Consider the following 15,839-nt stretch of genomic DNA (forward strand, 5'->3'; position numbering starts at 1 on the left):
GCATAGCCCGCCCGGCCCGGGGGAAACAAGGCCGGCGCTAATGCCGGCGGCCGTCAAGCCCCGGGGCGTGAAGCCAGCGGGCCAGGCCGGCGGCGCCGTCCCGCATTACCGCATGGTGGTTCCAGGCGAACAATGGCCGGGCCAGGGGGGCGGCCAGGTTCATCCAGCGGCGGGTGGTGCGCACCCGCCATTCGTAGCGGACCCGGGTAATGCCCGCCTGTTCCGTCAGCTGCCAGCAGCCCCAGCCATCCAGATCGCCGCGGGCCTCGCCCACTATCACCCGCGGCGGATAGAGCCGGATCACCCGCATGTCGAACCTGAGGCCGTAGCCCAGCCGGCTCTGCCAGTGGTAACGGTATATCCGGCCTATGCCGCGCGCGTCGCCGGCGGCCAGCTCCCGCACCCGCACCAGCCCCGGCCACCACAGGGGCCAGCGCTGGGACTGGCTGATGGCCCGGTACACGGCTTCCAGCGGGGCGGCTATCCGCCAGTGGGTCACGAAGTGATAGCACGCCATGCGGGCCTCAGGGAAAGAAGAGATCGTCGGCAAAGGGCGGATCCAGCTCGATGTGCTCCAGCCACACGGTTTCGAGCAGATTGCCCCGGGCGTCGTGGCTTATCACCCGCACCGGGAACAGCAGGGACTTGTCCAGCCAGATCTCATAGCGCGCCGGCTGGCCCGGCTCGGCCGGGCCCCGTGCCAGCAGCTGCAGCACAAGGCGCTCGCCCAGCCAGCTTTCTCCCAGCAGACGTAGCTCCCCCTGCAAGCCGAGCCGCCGGACGCTCTGCAGCAGCACGCCCACGTCGGATCTGTCCAGCCGGTGGCCGCGGGGGCTTTTCACCAGCCGGTTGTCGGGGCTCAGGCTCAGGGAGGGGCCGTTCAGGCCGAAGGGCCAGAGCCGCACCCGCTCGCTGTAGGGGCTGTAGATCAGCACGGCGCCGGCGTGGGGCGAGATCACGTCCAGCCGCACCAGGCCGGGTTGGCGGTAGGCATAACGCAGCAGCTGGTTGCCCCCCGGCCCTTCGCTGCGCAGCTCCAGCCGGTAGCCCTGCAGCGCGTCGAAGCGGGCCTGGGCTTGCTCCAGCGGGTCCGAACTATCCAGCGCCAGCGCCATCAGCAGCAATATTCCGCTCAACATGGGTCACTCCACCACCTCCAGCACGCCCGCCATGCCCCGCTCCTGGTGGCTGGGGAAGAAGGCCAGCTTTTCCCGGCAGTAAAAGGGAGTCTGGCCGGTGGCCGTGGGGGTAAAGCGGATCACCCTGGCCTCCCGGCCCAGCATTTCATCCACATCCAGCCCCATGCGCGGCGACCAGATCACCAGGCTGTGGGGCGTAAGCCCCGGCTCCTTGCTGACCACCAGCTCCACCGGTATCCCGACCCTGACCACGACATGGTCGGGGCGGAAGAAATAGTTGCCGCCGACCACCTCCACCCGCTGCACCCCGTCGGCATCGAGCCGGGCCGGCACCGGCTCGGCCCACCCCGCCCCCGGTGCCAGTGCCGCCAGCAGGAGCAGCACGCCTTGCCATCGCCCATTCATAACGCCTCCCGGCCCAACCCTCTCTTGTTCAGCATAGCAGCAGGGGCTGCCCGGCCGCGTAGCGGGCTGAAGCGGTCGCTATGCCCGGGGGCCGTCCGCCACCTCGGCGTTGCCCCGGCGACGGGCCAACCGCTCCAGGCCGAGCACCAGGGTGACGCCGGCGATAGCCAGCAGCACCGCCAGCAGCAGTTGGGCATCCTGGCCGCTGAGCTCGCTGAAACGCCCGGGCAGCAAATTCTCCTGCAGCAGCGGATAGGACTCGCCCCTGCTGTTGGTCTGCCAGGTCAGGGTCTGCTTCCAGGGCCAGACCTTGCCCAGGGAGCCGAGCAACATACCGGTGAGAAAAGCCAGGGCCAGGTCACGCAGATGGGTCAGCATCCAGCTGAGCAGACGCGAGAAGCACAGCAGGCCGAGCAGGCAGCCGGCACAGAACACCGCCAGTATTCCCACCTCCAGGTTTTTCAGGGCGCCCAGCACCACAGGGTAAAGTCCCAGCAGCACCAGGATGAAACTGCCGGAAACCCCCGGCAGCAACATGGCGCTGATCGCCACGGCACCGGCAAAGAACAGCGTCAGCGGATCGGCCTGCAGTTGCAGCGGCGCCGCCAGGGTGATCCAGATCGCCAGCCCCAATCCCAGGGCAAAGCCCAATAGCGGGCTCAGACTCCAGCGCGACACCTCTCGTCCCACCAGGTAGACAGATACCAGCACCAGGCCGAAAAAGAAGGACCAGAGCAGTACCGGATATTCCACCATCAGGTAGCTGATCACCCCTGCCAAGCTGAATACGCTGGTGATCACGCCCAGCAGTACCGTCGCCAGGAAGCCTGCCTGGCAGGCCCGCCAGGCGTCCTTGATCCGTCCCCTTGCCACCAGCATCGCCGCTTGCGGCATGGCGGCGAGAGCGCCCAGCAGCCGGTCGTAGATCCCGGTGATCAGCGCCACGGTTCCGCCGGAAAAACCGGGTACCACGTCCACGGCGCCCATGGCCATGCCTTTCAGGTAAAGCAGTAAAGACTTTTTCATATATCCATCCAGCAATCATCACTTAAGGTCATCGTCGGGCAGCGCGACACGCGACCACCTTGATGCCTGATACGCACGAGGCCGCCCCCAAGGGCGGCCATTCTAATGATTTCCGTAGGGCTGTAACAGCGAATACCGCACTTCGTCCGCGCTGGGAGCCGTCGTCGGAAATGGGCTCCCGCCTTCGCGGTAGTGACTGAAAAGCGGCAGTGACTGCAAAGTGGAAGTGACTGAAAAACGGGGGTGACTGCCAGAGGTTGGGTGCCGGCGTGTCGGCCGGCACCATATTCAGGGGGTTCAGGCAAACACGAAGTACTTGCGCACGGTTTCCACCACTTCCCAGGTGCCCCGGAAGCCGGGCTCGACCACGAAGATGTCGCCGGCCTTGAGGTGGATGGGCTCGCCGCCTTCCGGGGTGAGGATGCAGTAGCCTTCACGGAAGTCGCAGTATTCCCACTTGGTGTAGTTCACCGCCCACTTGCCCGGGGTGCACAGCCAGGTGCCCATGATCTTGCTGCCGTCTTCCGAGGTGTAGGCGTTGAGGTTGACGGTATGGGGGTCGCCGGAGAGCTTTTCCCATTTGGTGGCATCCAGCAGTACTGTGGGCTGGGTATCGCGCAATACCGTGATCTTGTCGGACATGATGTCTCCTTGTCGCTGTTTGAGGTTATTGGCCGGCGCCGCCGGCCCTGTGCGTTGTCAGTTGCCCAGTACCACCGTCTTGCCCTGGTACATGAATACCCGCTTTTCGATGTGGTACTGGATGGCCTTGGCCAGGGTGACGCATTCCACATCCCGCCCCTTGGCCACCAGGTCTTCCGGATAGTGGCTGTGATCCACCGGCTGGATGCCCTGGGTAATGATGGGGCCTTCGTCCAGCTCGTTGTTGATGTAATGGGCGGTGGCCCCCACCAGCTTGACGCCCTTGGCGTAGGCCTGGTGGTAGGGTTGGGCGCCCTTGAAGCCGGGCAGCAGCGAATGGTGGATATTGATGGCCCAGCCGGCGAGCTTGTCGCACAGCTCGGGGCTCAACACCTGCATGTAGCGCGCCAGCACCACCAGCTCCGCCTCGCTTTCGTTGATGATGTCCCACATCCTGGCTTCCTGCTCGGCCTTGGTATCGGCGGTCACCGGCAGGTGGTAGTAGGGAATATGGTGCCAGTCGGCCAGCCGCTGCAGATCCGGGTGGTTGGAGATGATGGCCGGGATCTCGATGGCCAGTTGCCCGGTGCGGTAGCGGTACAGCAGATCGTTGAGGCAGTGGTCGAATTTCGACACCAGTATCACCACGTTGGGCTTGCGCTTGCGCTCGGTCAGTTGCCACTGCAGGTCGAAACGGGCCGCCTTGGGGGCGAAGCCGTCGCGAAAGGCCATCTCGTCGAAGTCGCCGTCCGCCGGCCGGCGGAACTCGGCCCGGATGAAAAACTGGCCGGCGCGGGCGTCGTCGAAGGTTTGCATGTCCGCCACGTAACAGCCCTGCTCGTACAGGTAGCGGGTGACCACGTCCACGGTGCCCAGCCGGCTGGCACAGGTGGCGGTGAGGATCAGGGTATCGTTGACTTGCATGCGTCAGCCTCCTGCTGGTGGTGCCGGCGGGCCTGGGCCGCGCCGGTATGAAATTTGCCTTGATAACAAGCTTCGTCATTCCCGCGCAGGCGGGAATCCAGAACCCGGGCACCCTGCCGCTAACACCCCGGAGCCGTTGTCCATGGACCCCCGCCTTCGCGGGGGTGACGGTAACACTGCGGGGTCACGGTAACGCCACGGGCGACGACACTAGGGCGGTCATTCCCGCGCAGGCGGGAATCCAGGCCGCCGCCGATCTTACCGGCTGATCACCAGGCCGTATTCGCGGCTGGCGTCCTGCAGCCAGAGCCAGAGGTAGTCGGCGAAACTGCGCCGCACCACCAGCTCGAAGCTCTCCGCCCCGGTGCGGCGCAGCAGTACCGTGCTCTTGGCGAACACGGTGCCCACGCACTTGCCGGTGGGGAAGTTGGAGGGATGCACGTCGTAGGGGCAGGACTTGCGCACCACCAGCTCCGCCTTGGGACCGGACAACTCAAACACCGTCTGGCCGCCGCTCACGTCGGTGATGGCGTAGTGGCCGGACAGCTGCTCGCGCAACTGGGCCTCGAGCTGGCCTTCCCGGCCGCCTTCCACGATGATCAGCCACTCGTCCGGCGCCAGCCACTGCACCAGCACCCGGTCGGTGTCCACCGAGCCGCAGGGCTGGGTGGGCAACGCCACCCCCAGCGCCTTTTCCACGGTTTTGGCGAACAGCTCGTTGCCGGCGTTGCCGCGCAGCACCAGGTGGCCCAGCAGTGCCTTTTCGCGCAGCACCACCTCTCCCTGCTGCCGTTCGGCCGCCAGGGCCGGCAGGTTGGCGTGATAGAGCGGGGATTCCACCCGCACCCGGGTCTCGGCCCGGGCCAGTTTGGTGGTGACGTTAGACATGCTGACGCTCTCCTTTGGGATCATAGAAAACGGGACTGGTGATCTCGGCTTCCAGCACCCGGCCGTCGGCCAGGGGGAAGAACACGGTTTCACCCATGCGGTTCAAACCGCCTTTCACCACACCCATGGCGATACTGTAGCCCAGGTTGGCGCTGTAGTAGCTGGAGGTCACATGGCCGACCATGGGCACCGGCACCGGGTGCTTGGGATCCAGCACAATTTGCGCCCCTTCCGGGATCACGGTCTTGGGCTCCTTGCACTTCAGCCCCACCAGCTGCTTGCGGTCGGTGCGCACGGTGTCGCTGCGCGACCAGGAGCGCTTGCCGATGAAGGGGAAAGGCTTGGTCTTGCCCACGCACCAGTCCATGCCCAGATCGAAGGGGGTCACGGAGCCGTCCGTATCCTGGCCGACGATGATAAAGCCCTTCTCGGCCCGCAGCACGTGCATGGTCTCGGTGCCGTAGGGAGTGATGTTGAACTCGGCCCCCGCCGCCATCAGCGCCTCCCACACATGCAGCCCGTAGTTGGCCTGCACGTTCACCTCGAAGCTCAGCTCGCCGGTGAAGGAGATGCGGAATATGCGCCCGCTTACCCCGGCGATGGTGGCATTCTGCCAGGTCATAAAGGGGAAGGCCTCGCCGGACAGATCCACGCCTTCCACCACCTTTTCCAGCACCTTGCGGCTGTTGGGGCCGGACACCGTCATGGTGGCCCAGTGGTCGGTGACGGAAGTGAAATACACCTCCAGCTCCGGCCATTCGGTCTGGTGCCACAGCTCCAGCCACTGCAGCACCCCGGCGGCCCCACCGGTGGTGGTGGTCATGATGAAGTGCTGGTCGTTGATGCAGGAGGTGACGCCGTCGTCGAACACCATGCCGTCTTCCTTGCACATCAGGCCGTAGCGGCAGCTGCCGGGGTTGAGCTTGGCCCAGGCGTTGGTGTAGATGCGCGACAGGAACTCCCGGGCGTCCGGACCCTGGATGTCGATCTTGCCCAGGGTGGAGGCATCGAGGATGCCCACGCTGGTGCGGGTGGCCACGCATTCCCGGTTCACCGCCTGGTGCAGATCCTCGCCCGGCTGGGGAAAGTACCAGGGACGCTTCCACTGGCCCACGTCCTCGAACTCGGCGCCGTGCTTCAGGTGCCAGGCGTGCATGGCGCTGAAGCGGGCCGGGTCGAACAGCTGGCCGGCGTCGCGCCCGGCCAGGGCGCCCATGGTCACCGGGGTGTAGTTGGGCCGGAACACTGTGGTGCCGGTTTCGGGAATCGACTTGCCCATGGCCTTGGCGGCGATGGCCATGCCGTTGATGTTGCCGAGCTTGCCCTGATCGGTGCCGAAGCCCATGGCGGTATAGCGCTTGATGTGCTCGATGGACTCGAAGCCCTCGCGCACGGCCAGCTCGATACCGGCGGCGGTCACGTCGTTCTGGTAATCCACGAACTGCTTGGGCGCGCGGCTCACCGGCTTGTCGTGGGGCACCAGGAACAGCGCCTGGGCCGCATCTTCCCGCGGATCCACGGTGTTGATCTCCGCGTCCACCACCTGGGCGGCGATCTCGCCGTAGCCGGTGGCCTCGGCGGCGGCGCGGCCGGCCTCCAGCCCTTCGGCCAGTACCCGGGACAGGCCATAGGTGCCCTGCACCCCGCCGGCCAGCAGTTGCTTCTGCACGGTGTCGCCGGGCACGAAGCCGATGATGTCGTCATTCCATACCGGGCGGGCGCCGGTATGGGCGGTCAGGTGCACCACCGGGCTCCAGCCGCCGGAGCTGGCGATGGTGTCACAGGTAAGGGCTTCGGCCTTGCCGGTGACCTTGCTGCCGTCGCTGGACAGCGGAGCCACCTTGGCGCCGTTCACCCGCTTCTTGCCGCTGGCCTCGATCAGGCCATGGCCGGTGTAGATCTTGACGCCGCGCGCCTTGAGCATCTGGTAGCGGGCGCCGTCGGGCTTGTGGCGGCTGTCCACCACCGCCACCAGTTCGCGGCCGGTGTCCAGCCAGTCGAGCGCGGCCTGGTAGCCGTAGTCGTTGCAGGTCATCAGCACCAGGCGTTGGCCTGGGGCCACGCCGTAGCGATTGACGTAGGTAGAGATGGCACCGGCCACGAAGCAGCCGGGCAAGTCGTTGTTGCCGAACACCAGGGGACGCTCGTGGGCACCGGCGGCCAGCACCACCCGCTTGGCGCGGATGCGGTGCAGGCGCTGGCGGGTCTTGCCGCTCAGCCGCTCGCCCAGGTGATCGGTGCGCCGTTCCACCACGGACACGAAGTTCTGATCGTAGTAGCCGGTGGCGGTGCTGCGCGGCAGCAGGGTCACGTCGGGAAGCGCACTCAGCTCCTTCACCGCCGCCGCCACCCAGTGGCCCGGCGCCTGGCCGTTGATGGGCTGGGTGCTGTGCAGCAGGTGGCCGCCGAACTCGTCCTGCTCGTCCACCAGGATCACCCGGGCGCCACGGCGGCCGGCGGCCAGGGCCGCGGTCAGGCCGGCGGCACCGCCGCCCACCACCAGCACGTCACAGTGGTGGTTGAGCTTGTCGTAACTGTCCGGATCCCGCTCCTGCGGCACCCGGCCCAGGCCGGCGGCCTTGCGGATCAGGTGCTCGTACTTGGGCCACATGGACTGGGGATACATGAAGGTCTTGTAGTAGAAGCCGGGGGGCATCATGCTGCCGCCGAGCTTGCCCATCACGCCCATCAGATCCTTGTCCACACTCGGCCAGCCATTGGTGCTGGCCGCGGTGAGGCCGTCGTACAGCTCGGCCTGGGTGCCGCGGATATTGGGGATCATGGTGGCCTCGGAACCGCCCACCTGCAGGATGCAGTTCGGCTCTTCCGCCCCGGCGGCCATGATGCCGCGCGGCCGGGCGTACTTGAAGGAGCGGCCGACCACGTCCACCCCGTTGGCCAGCAGCGCCGAGGCGATGGTGTCACCGACATAGCCCTGGTAGCGCTTGCCGTTGAAGATAAAGCTGAGCGGCTTGCTGCGATCCACCCGGCCTTTGCCCTGAATGCGGTGTTGCTGGCTCATGACTGGCCTCCTTGCTCGCCGACCTTGTAGGTTTCTTCGATTTCATACGTCACTGTGTGCCGAGCCGCGTTGAAGAACTTGCGGCAGCCGGCGGCGTGGTACCACATCTCCCGATGCAGGCCGCGCGGGTTCTTGCGCATAAACAGGTACTGGGCCCACTGCTCGTCGCTGAGGGCGTCCGGATCCGCCGGGCGGGCGATGTGCGCTTCGCCGGCGTAGCGGAACTCTTCTTCTTCGCGGTATTCGCCGCAGTGCGGACAATAAATATGTAACATCGGCTCTCTCCTCAGTGGGCTACGCCGGCAGCGCCGTGCTCGTCGATCAGGTGGCCGCTGGTAAAGCGGTCGATGCTAAAGGGTTTGGCCAGGGGGTGCGGCTCGTCATGGGCGATGGTGTGGGCGAACACGTTGCCCGAGCCCGGAGTGGCCTTGAAGCCGCCGGTGCCCCAGCCGCAGTTGAAATACAGCCCCTTGATAGGCGTCTTGGAGATGATCGGGCAGGCGTCGGGACAGGTGTCGACGATGCCGCCCCAGGTGCGGTTGAGGCGCACCCGGCTGAAGATGGGGAACATCTCCACGATGGCCGCCATGGTGTGCTCCACCACCGGGAAGGAGCCGCGCTGGCCATAGCCCAGGTAGCTGTCGATGCCGGCGCCGATCACCAGGTCGCCCTTGTCGGACTGGGACACATAGCCGTGCACGTGGTTGGACATCACCACGGTGTCGAGGATCGGCTTGACCGGCTCGGACACCATGGCCTGCAGCGGGTGGGACTCGAGCGGCAGCTTCATGCCTACCATATTGGCCATGACGCCGGAGTTGCCGGCGGTGACGCAGGCCACCTTGCGCGCCTTGATCAGGCCACGGTTGGTTTCCACCCCCACCACGGCGCCGTTCTCCCGGCGGATGCCGGTGACTTCGGTCTGCTGGATCAGGTGCACGCCCATGGCGTCGGCGGCGCGGGCAAAGCCCCAGGCCACGGCGTCGTGGCGGGCGGTGCCGCCGCGCGCCTGCCAGGAGGCGCCCAGCACCGGATAGCGGGCATTCTTGGAGCAGTCCAGGATCGGTACCAGCTCCTGCACCTGCTTGGTGCTGAGCACCTCGCCGTCGATGCCGTTCAGCCGGTTGGCGTTGACCCGGCGCTCGATGTCGCGCATGTCCTGCAGGGTATGGCCCAGGTTGAGCACGCCGCGCTGGCTGAACATCAGGTTGTAGTTGAGATCCTGGGCCAGGCCTTCCCACAGTTTCATGGAGTGCTCATAGAGCCAGGCGGCCTCGTCCCACAGGTAGTTGGAGCGCACTATGGTGGTGTTGCGGGCGGTGTTGCCGCCGCCGAGGTAACCCTTCTCGATCACCGCCACGTTGGTGATGCCGTGCTCCTTGGCCAGGTAGTAGGCGGTGGCCAGGCCGTGGCCGCCGCCGCCGACGATCACCACTTCATAGCCTTCGTGCTTGGGGGTGGGGTTGCGCCACACCTTCTGCCAGTTCTCGTGATGGCTCAGGGCATGCTTGAGGAGCCCGAACCCGGAATATTTTTGCATAGTGTCACCTGTTATCTTTAAGTCAGTGTCCGGACTGCCTGGACATTCAGAGTGCAGATTGGGCTGTCCTCTAAGCCGACCGTTGGCGCCAGGGATGGCGCCGCCGAGCCCCCAGGGATGGGTTTACGGCGAGTCGGCGTGAGGATGGCCCAAGCTGCGGACTCCGGCAGCAGGCCATCAGCAATCGTTTAGCGATATACCGGGAAGTAGTTGCACAGGCTGGCCACCTGATCCTTCACCGCGATAATCACTTCCGGGTCGTCCATATGGTCGAGAATGTCGCAAATCCAGCCCGCCAGCTGGCGGCAGTGCTCCACCTTGAAACCGCGGCTGGTCACCGCCGGGGTGCCGATGCGCAGGCCCGAGGTCACGAAGGGCGGCTGGGGGTCGTTCGGCACCGCGTTCTTGTTGACGGTGATGTGCGCCTGGCCCAGCACCTGATCCGCGTCCTTGCCGGTGATGCCCTTGGCGGACAGGTCGAGCAGGAACAGGTGATTGTCGGTACCGTTCGACACCACATCGAAGCCGCGACTCTTGAACACTTCCACCATGGCGCGGGCGTTGTCCACCACCGCCTGCTGGTAGTCACGGAATTCCGGGGTGAGCGCCTCGGCAAAGGACACCGCCTTGGCGGCGATGGCGTGCATCAGCGGGCCGCCCTGGCCACCGGGGAAAACGGCGGCGTTCAGTTTTTTCTCAATCTCAGGATTGGCCTTGGCCAGGATCAGGCCACCACGGGGACCGCGCAGGGTCTTGTGGGTGGTGGTGGTGACCACGTCCGCGTAAGGCAGCGGGTTGGGGTAGCAGCCCGCGGCCACCAGGCCCGCCACGTGGGCCATGTCCACGAACAGGTAGGCACCCACCTTGTCGGCGATGGCGCGGAAACGGGCCCAGTCCATCACCCGGGAATAGGCGGAGAAACCGGCCACTATCATCTTGGGTTCGTGCTCCAGGGCCAGGGCTTCGACCTGGTCGTAATCCACCTCGCCGGTGGCCTCGTTCAGGCCGTATTGCACCGCGTGGTAGATCTTGCCGGAAAAACTGACCTTGGCGCCGTGGGTGAGGTGGCCGCCGTGGGCCAGGCTCATGCCGAGCACGGTGTCGCCGGGGGCGCACAGGGCCATGTAGACGGCGGCGTTGGCCTGGGAGCCGGAGTGGGGCTGGACGTTGGCGTAGTCGGCGCCGAACAGCTCCTTGGCACGGTCGATGGCCAGCTGCTCCACCTTGTCCACCGCCTCGCAGCCGCCGTAATAGCGTTTGCCGGGGTAGCCTTCCGCATACTTGTTGGTGAGCACGGACCCTTGCGCTTCCATCACCGCCGGGCTGGTGTAGTTTTCCGAGGCAATCAGCTCGATATGCTGCTCCTGGCGGGCGGCCTCCTCTTCCATGGCGGCCCAGAGTGCCGGGTCCATATCCTGAATGCGGGTGTGTTTGCTGAACATCTTGTGACCTCCTTGCTCGGCTCGGGCCTCCCCCAGCCTGACATTGTCCATCCCTTCGGCGCCGCGTCTCGGCGGGCTGCCGGGTTCTGCTTTGACTAGCATACTACTGAGGGCCCGAGGGGCAGGGATGACTGGCTGCGGCCTAAAGCTGCGTATTTGCGACAAGGATGGCGCAGGCGGGCAAGCCGCCGGCCGCCGAAGGCCGCGGCCACCGGCGCCGGGGGATAAGGCCCCAACGCCGGCAAGAGGTCGGAAACAGATAATGGGTGTGATAAGGCCAGTTTGAAATCGTTGTGAAGCTTGCTGTTACGACGCCGCAAAGAGGCAACAGGGCCACCTCCGCCGACACGCCGCAATAAATGACACTCGCCCTTTCAGTCTGCTGCGAACATTCACTGGATGTTCGGTCAGACTGAAACGGCTCGTCACGGCGAGGCAAGCTCGCCCCATGTAGGCTCGCACATGCCTTCCCTGGCATGTGACGGTCGGCGGAGGCAATCCCTGTTGCCTCTTCCAACCCCCGATATCGTCTGATGGTGATGCAAAGCCAGGCCCGGCGGGGTACTATCCCAACCAGGTTGTCACCGTCACGCGACTTGCCCTTGCGGACCCGTTAACAGATGCCATGCCCCCAGTGAGTGAAAAACGCCTTTTCAGCCACCGCCTGCGCGACACCAACAGCGCCTTTCTCCCGGCCCGCCAGCAAGAGGATCGGCCGACCCGGGTGGGCTTTGTGCTGCTGCCCCATTTTTCGATGATGGCCTTCACCGCCGCGGTGGACGCCCTGGTCACCGCCAACCTGGTGCAGGCCACCCCCCTGTTCGCCTTTGCCACCTACGGCCTGGAGAGCACTACGGTGCGCAGCGATCTGGCCATCGACATCTCCGCCAATGCCACCCTGGAACAGTTGCAACTGGAAGGGGAAGACGCACCGGACGTGGTGATCGTGTGCGGCGGCTTTCGCTGCGACCTGAACGAGCGGGCGCCGCTCAGCCACAAGCTGAAACTGGCCGCCAAGCGCCAGAAGGTGCTGGGCGGCCTGTGGAACGGCGCCGTGGCCCTGGCCCACGCCGGCCTGCTCGACCGCTTGGCCTGCGCCATCCACCCGGACAACCACACCTTCGCCCGCGAATGCTTCCCCCATGTGCAGGTGTCGCACCAGGTGATGGTGGTGACCGAACGGGTGCTGACCAGCGCCGGCCCCAGCAGCGCCCTGGAGATGATGCTGGTGCTGATCGAGCGGCTGCACGGCAAGGACACGGTGCGCGCCATCCGCGAGATCCTGAGCAGCGACCGCATCGCCGACAGCAACGAAACCCGGCTCACCCTGGCGGAAAACGACCCCAGCCTGCCCGAGCCCCTGCGCAACCTGCTGCACCTGATGAACAGCAATATCGAAGAGCCGCTCGGCATCGAGGAGCTGGCCGCCTACGTGGGCCTGTCGCGCCGGCGCATCGAACGGCTGTTCCAGGGCCACCTGGAAACCACCCCTTCCCGCTACTACCTGGAGCTGCGCATCACCCACGCCCGCCGCCTGCTGCTGCAAAGCGACGCCAGCATCGCCAACATCGCCGTGGCCTGCGGCTTCGTCAGCTCTACCCACTTCAGCCACTGCTTCAAGGACTTCTTCGGCGTCTCCCCCAGCCAGGCCCGGCAGCTGCGCAAGGGCTGAATCCTCCTTACCACCCTTGTTGCCGCAACAGCCCAGCAAAAAAGCCGGCCAATCGGCCGGCAAGGTAGTGCCTGGAGACGGTCTTCGCTCAGACCAGGCCGTGCAATTCCTTCCAGTTGCCCGGATGAACCACATAGCCGAACAGGGCATGGCCGCCGTAGATCAGCTCGGTGCCTTCCGGGATCCACAGCAGCTGGCCGGGGCGGACTTCATGCTTGCGGCCGTTGGCGGTGAGTTCGAAACAGCCCTCGATCACGAAGATCACTTCGTCATAGAGCACCGTCCAGGCCACCTCGGCGCCTTCCCATCGGGCGAACCCGACCCCGATATGGGGCGACACCTCGGTGCTCAGGGCGCGGGCCACATAGGCCATGCCCGGCGGCCCGCCGCGCACGCTGAAGTCCAGTTGCCGGCTGTCGATCAATTGCACCTCTTTCACAGTTCGCTCCTGCTCTGCCACTTGGCGAGCCGGATGCGGCTCTTCACACCCAGGCCGAGCAAAGGCTCGGGCGGGTTCAGGCTGGGCATGCCGGTCACCTGCCGGATGTCCCGCAGCGCCTGGGAGTCGGCGCCCACCGCCAGGTCCGCCAACAGGGTGCCGGAAATGGTGCCCCAGGCCGCGCCCACGCCGTTGTCGCAGGCGCTGGCGAACACCCCTTCCTCGAGCTGGCCGAAGAAGTTGGTGAAGTTGCGGGAGATGGCATAAACCCCACCCCAGGTATGGGTGAAGGGCACCTCGGCCAGGGCCGGATAACGGCCCAGGAACGCCTTGCGATGGTCGGCCCGGATGCGCTGGCGCATTCCCTCGCTGACGCTGGCGCCGTATTTGGAGACGTGCTGGTAGCTGTTGCGGATCAGGATGCGGCGATCGGCGGTCATGCGCAGGGTAGTGCCGGCGTGATCCGCCGGGGTCAGCCCCCAGTTCAGCTCGCCGCCGTAGCGGGCCAGCTCCTCGTCGGTCAGCGGCCGGGTCCAGCTGGCGAAGGTCATCACCGGCAGCAGCCGGTTCTTCAGGTAACCGAACTCGCGGGTAAAGATGCTGGTGCCCAGCAGCAGCCTGGGCGTGGTGATGCTGCCCTCGTCCCCCTGCAACCGCCACTGGCCCCGCTCCCGGTGCAGGCCGCGGATGGGCGACTGCTCCAGCAGTTCCACGTTGCCCGGCAGGTGGTCGGCCATGCCGCGCACCAGGGCCGCCGGCTGCATCAGGTAGCAGCCGGGGGTGAAGATGGCCCGACTGTAGTAAGGGGTGCCGAGCACCTTGCGCAGCTCGCCCTTTTCCACCCAGTGGTAGGGCTCGCCCAGATCCTGCATCAGGTGTTCGAAGTGCTCGAGGAAGGCCTCGCCGCGCTCGCCCACCGCGCCCTGGTACTTGCCCACGGCGGACCACTGGCAGTCGATGCCGTGGCGCTCCACCAGCCCCTGCAACTGGGCGATGGCGGCCCGGTTCAGGCCCAGCAGTTTCTGCTTGTGGACCGGATCCGGGTGCTCCAGCGCAAACTTGTGGGGCAGGTCTATGACAAAACCGGAGTTGCGCCCGGAGGCGCCCTCCGCCACCCGCTGGGCATCCACCAGCAGGATGCGGGCATCGGGTTTCAGCTCGGCCAGCCGCCGGGCGGCCGCCAGGCCGGCAAAGCCCGCGCCCAGCACCGCATAGTCGGCCTGTTGCTGGCCCCTGAGCCGGGTGGCCGGGGCCGCCGGCGGCAGCGCCTGGTACCAGCCGCAGCTGTTGTCGTCATTGGGTAAGGCAATCATCATCTCTTCCTCAGGCTGCGGTTCGGGTCGGGTTCAGTTGTTCCAGCCAGCGGCTGCGCTGGCCTTGCAGGCCATGGCCCAGCAGCGCGAAGCCGGTCAGGGTGCCGTCCGGCCCGTAACAGCCGGCGGCCAGTTCGTTGCCGTGCGACTCCACCTTCCACTCGCCGAGCGCGGGGGCCGGCAGCACGGACAGCGGCAGCACCGGGGTTTTTACCAGCACCGGGGTGGCCTTGAGCGCCGCCCGGGCGGGCTGGCCCAGCAGGCTGTCCACCAGGGCCGGTATGGCCTGGTTGATGGGCGCGATATAGGGTGCCCACTGGCGGTCTACCTCGGCACAGTCGCCCAGGGCGAAGATGGCCGGATCGCTGGTTCTGTGCTCCAGGTCGACACTGATGCCCCGGCCGGTGCTCAGCCCGGCGGCCTGGGCCAGGGCGGTGTTGGGGCGCAGGCCCACCGCGCTCAGCACCAGATTGGTGTCCAGTTGCCGGCCGCCCTGCAGCTGCAGGCGATAGCCCTCACCCAAGGCGTCGATGCGGGCAATGCTGTCCTGCAGCGCCCATTCCACCCCCAGGCCGCTCAGGGCCTGTTGCAGGGCCAGACCCAGGGGCTGCGGGATCAGCCGCTCCATCGGCCACTGGCCCAGGCCGACCACGGTCACCCCTATGCCCTGGGCCGCCAGATCGTTGGCGAACTCGCAGCCGATCAGGCCGTCGCCGAGTATGGTCACGTGCTTTTTGCCGGCCAGCTGTTGGCGGAAGCGGCGGTAATCGGCGAGATCGTTGACGCTCAGCATGGCCGTCTGTTCGCCCTCAACCGGGATCACGATGGGCGAGGCGCCGGTGGCCAGCACCAGCCGGCCATAGGGGTATTCGCCGATGCTGGTGTGCAGCCGTTTGTTTTCCCGATCGATACGCTCGACCCGGGTATGGGGATACACCCGCACCCCGAGCCGCTGCTCCCAGGCCAGCGCCGGCTCGCTCACCAGGCTGTCGCCGTCCTTGCCCAGCGCCAGGGCGTTGGACAGGGCCGGCTTGCTGTAGAGGGCGCCGTCATCGGCGGTAAACAGGGTGATGGGCAGTTCCGGCGAGCGGGCCCGCAGCGCCGCTGCCAGCTGGTAGCCGCCGTGGCCGGTGCCGATGATCACCACCGGCTCGAGCGCCGCCCCGGCCGCCGGGGTGACGGCCTCGGCCACCGCCGCCAGGGGGGCCGGCTCCTCGTCGGTGATCTCGAGCATCTCGAAATCCGCCTTGGTGACCAGGCAGTCGGGGCAGACCCAGTCATCCGGCACGTCTTCCCAGGCGGTGCCCGGGGCAATGCCGTCCGCCGGCCAGCCCTTGGCTTCGTCGTAGATCAATCCGCAGATGATGCATAACCACTTTTTCATCTT

Annotated in this window: 15 protein-coding genes; 1 reads left to right on the top strand and 14 read right to left on the bottom strand. The window is 66.3% G+C overall.

The window, feature by feature from the left end; genetic code table 11:
* Positions 1–37: 37 nt before the first annotated feature.
* The 11 genes from JKV55_RS09700 to glyA all read right to left on the bottom strand — a co-directional run bounded on the left by JKV55_RS09700 (position 38) and on the right by glyA (position 11,028).
* On the bottom strand, positions 38–517 hold the full coding sequence (locus JKV55_RS09700; protein ID WP_202084690.1) for an SRPBCC family protein: 480 nt from the start codon (positions 515–517) through the stop codon (positions 38–40).
* A gap of 7 nt (positions 518–524) precedes the next feature.
* Positions 525–1,139 (bottom strand): LolA family protein, encoded by a 615-nt coding sequence (locus JKV55_RS09705; RefSeq protein WP_202084692.1) that lies wholly within the window; start codon positions 1,137–1,139, stop codon positions 525–527.
* 3 nt (positions 1,140–1,142) lie between these two features.
* The gene (locus tag JKV55_RS09710) at positions 1,143–1,544 is read right to left on the bottom strand and encodes a cupredoxin domain-containing protein (protein ID WP_202084694.1); all 402 of its coding nucleotides are present in this window, start codon (positions 1,542–1,544) and stop codon (positions 1,143–1,145) included.
* Between the two features lie 78 nt (positions 1,545–1,622).
* Positions 1,623–2,570 carry a DUF368 domain-containing protein gene (locus JKV55_RS09715; RefSeq protein ID WP_202084696.1) on the bottom strand — a complete coding sequence of 316 codons (948 nt, stop codon included), beginning with the start codon at positions 2,568–2,570 and terminating at the stop codon, positions 1,623–1,625.
* Positions 2,571–2,867: 297 nt separating this feature from the next.
* Positions 2,868–3,212, bottom strand: coding sequence for a cupin domain-containing protein (locus JKV55_RS09720; RefSeq protein WP_094041384.1), 345 nt, complete (start codon positions 3,210–3,212; stop codon positions 2,868–2,870).
* 57 nt (positions 3,213–3,269) lie between these two features.
* Positions 3,270–4,136 carry a formyltetrahydrofolate deformylase gene (gene purU, locus JKV55_RS09725; RefSeq protein WP_202084698.1) on the bottom strand — a complete coding sequence of 289 codons (867 nt, stop codon included), beginning with the start codon at positions 4,134–4,136 and terminating at the stop codon, positions 3,270–3,272.
* A 258-nt stretch (positions 4,137–4,394) separates the two neighbouring features.
* Complete coding sequence (locus JKV55_RS09730; RefSeq protein ID WP_202084700.1) at positions 4,395–5,024, bottom strand: sarcosine oxidase subunit gamma; 630 nt, start codon at positions 5,022–5,024, stop codon at positions 4,395–4,397.
* Positions 5,017–8,046 (bottom strand): sarcosine oxidase subunit alpha, encoded by a 3,030-nt coding sequence (locus tag JKV55_RS09735; RefSeq protein WP_202084702.1) that lies wholly within the window; start codon positions 8,044–8,046, stop codon positions 5,017–5,019. The genes JKV55_RS09730 and JKV55_RS09735 overlap by 8 nt, the downstream gene beginning before the upstream one ends.
* A complete protein-coding gene (locus JKV55_RS09740) occupies positions 8,043–8,321 on the bottom strand; it encodes a sarcosine oxidase subunit delta (protein WP_202084704.1) in 279 nt (92 codons plus the stop codon). Before JKV55_RS09740 ends, JKV55_RS09735 begins: the two co-directional genes overlap by 4 nt.
* An 11-nt stretch (positions 8,322–8,332) precedes the next feature.
* Positions 8,333–9,586: a sarcosine oxidase subunit beta family protein gene (locus tag JKV55_RS09745; protein ID WP_202084707.1), complete on the bottom strand. Its 1,254-nt coding sequence runs from the start codon at positions 9,584–9,586 to the stop codon at positions 8,333–8,335.
* Positions 9,587–9,774: 188 nt separating this feature from the next.
* On the bottom strand, positions 9,775–11,028 hold the full coding sequence (glyA, locus tag JKV55_RS09750) for a serine hydroxymethyltransferase (protein WP_202084708.1): 1,254 nt from the start codon (positions 11,026–11,028) through the stop codon (positions 9,775–9,777).
* Positions 11,029–11,653: 625 nt separating this feature from the next.
* Between glyA and JKV55_RS09755 the strand changes: the two genes are divergently transcribed.
* Positions 11,654–12,700 (top strand): GlxA family transcriptional regulator, encoded by a 1,047-nt coding sequence (locus JKV55_RS09755; protein WP_202084710.1) that lies wholly within the window; start codon positions 11,654–11,656, stop codon positions 12,698–12,700.
* Positions 12,701–12,788: 88 nt separating this feature from the next.
* Here the strand turns inward: JKV55_RS09755 and JKV55_RS09760 are convergent, their stop codons facing one another.
* Genes JKV55_RS09760 through JKV55_RS09770 form a run of 3 tightly spaced genes read right to left on the bottom strand, consistent with a single transcriptional unit; the run spans position 12,789 to position 15,836 of the window.
* Positions 12,789–13,139, bottom strand: a complete 351-nt coding sequence (locus JKV55_RS09760) for a EutQ-related cupin domain-containing protein (protein ID WP_202084712.1) — start codon at positions 13,137–13,139, stop codon at positions 12,789–12,791.
* Positions 13,136–14,455 (bottom strand): NAD(P)/FAD-dependent oxidoreductase, encoded by a 1,320-nt coding sequence (locus JKV55_RS09765; RefSeq protein WP_237332797.1) that lies wholly within the window; start codon positions 14,453–14,455, stop codon positions 13,136–13,138. The genes JKV55_RS09760 and JKV55_RS09765 overlap by 4 nt, the downstream gene beginning before the upstream one ends.
* A 7-nt stretch (positions 14,456–14,462) precedes the next feature.
* Positions 14,463–15,836 (bottom strand): FAD-dependent oxidoreductase, encoded by a 1,374-nt coding sequence (locus JKV55_RS09770; RefSeq protein WP_202084714.1) that lies wholly within the window; start codon positions 15,834–15,836, stop codon positions 14,463–14,465.
* Between the last annotated feature and the right edge of the window lie 3 nt (positions 15,837–15,839).

The organism is Zobellella iuensis (assembly GCF_016746085.1).
In the GTDB taxonomy this organism is placed as follows: Bacteria; Pseudomonadota; Gammaproteobacteria; order Enterobacterales; family Aeromonadaceae; genus Oceanimonas; species Oceanimonas iuensis.